The 1,478-nt window shown below is 71.9% G+C and carries 1 protein-coding gene; it reads right to left on the bottom strand.

Translation table 11 applies throughout. The annotated features are described in order from the left end of the window. Positions 1-100 precede the first annotated feature (100 nt). Positions 101-1,478: amino acid adenylation domain-containing protein (locus ACIQIB_RS39480; protein WP_400764308.1), on the bottom strand; the 1,378-nt coding region annotated here is incomplete at its 5' end.

Raw genomic sequence — 1,478 nt, 5'->3', positions numbered from 1 at the left:
TCGCCCTCCAGGCGTAGCGCGACGGGGATGTTGTAGGCGGAGCCGCCGTCCAGGCGGTTCAGGAACCACAGCCGCAACTGCGCGAACGACAACGGGATCATCAGGACTCCTTCGGCCGGGGCATGCGCCGCAGCGCCGGCCGCCGCCTCTGCTGCGTCTGGTCGAGGTGCTCGGTGAGGGCGGCGACGGTGGGGGCCTCGAAGAGGGTGCGGATCTCCAGGTCGACGCCGAGGGCGGCGCGGATGCGGCCGGCGAGTCGGGTGGCGAGCAGAGAGTGTCCGCCGAGGTGGAAGAAGGAGTCGTCGATGCCGACCCGTTCGAGTCCGAGCACGTCGGCGAACAGGCCGCAGAGGGTCTCCTCCCGCTCGGTGCGGGGGCCTCGGCTGGAGGTCAGTGCGGCGAAGTCCGGTACGGACAGCGCCTTCCGGTCCAGTTTCCCGTTCGGGGTCAGCGGCAGCTCGGTCAGGACCACCACGGCCGCCGGCACCATGTAGTCCGGCAGGATCTCCGCCATGTGCGCCCTGACGGCGACGGGATCGATGGTCGCCTGGGGCGACGGCACCACGTACCCCAGGAGCCGCTGGTCGCCGGGGCGCAGCTCACGCACCACCGCGACCGCCTCCGCCACCCCCTCGCAGCGGGTCAGGGCGTGTTCCACCTCGCCGAGTTCGATCCGGAAGCCGCGCAGCTTGAGCTGGTGGTCGGCGCGTCCGACGAACTCCAGGGTCCCGTCCGCGCGCCACTTCACCAGGTCGCCGGTGCGGTACATCCGCTCGCCGACGTCTCCGAAGGGGCAGGCCACGAAGCGTTCGGCGGTGAGCCCCGGACGCCCCAGGTACCCGCGGGCCAGCCCGGCACCCGCGATGTACAGCTCGCCGACCGCCCCCGCCGGTACCGGTTCCAGACCGTCGTCCAGTACGAACAGCCGGGTGTTGGCGATCGGCCCGCCGATCGAGGGGGTCGTGTCGACCGGGCTGTCGAGAGCCGCCGAGGTCGACCAGATGGTCGTCTCGGTCGGACCGTAGAGGTTGGTGACCTCGCAGTCCCGGTCGAGCAGCGAACGCAGGAGGTCGCGGGAGAGCGCCTCCCCGCCGACCAGGACCCGGAGCTTGCGCAGTGCCTCGCCGGCCTGGTCCACGAGCAGGCGCCAGTGCGTCGGTGTGGCCTGCATGACCGTCGGGCGGAACCGGTTGATCAGCTCGGTCAGTGCCACCGCGTCGGCGCCCGTCGTCCCGGTGGTGAGGCCCAGGCAGGCGCCGGTGGTCAGCGGGACGAACAGCTCCAGCAGGGAGATGTCGAACCCGACGGTCGTCACCGCGAGATGGCGGTCGTCCTCCCCGCACGGGACGACCTGCGCCATCGCGGCGAGGAAGTTCCGCAGCGCGCGGTGGCTGACGACGACGCCCTTGGGGGTGCCGGTGGAGCCGGAGGTGTAGATGACGTAGGCGGGGTGGGTGGGTTGGAGGGGGTGGGTGCGG

Origin of the sequence: Kitasatospora sp. NPDC092286 (assembly GCF_044755565.1) — a bacterium.
GTDB lineage: Bacteria > Actinomycetota > Actinomycetes > Streptomycetales > Streptomycetaceae > Kitasatospora.
Note: the sequence above shows the minus strand (reverse complement) of the source record. Positions and strands in the feature narration are given on the sequence as shown.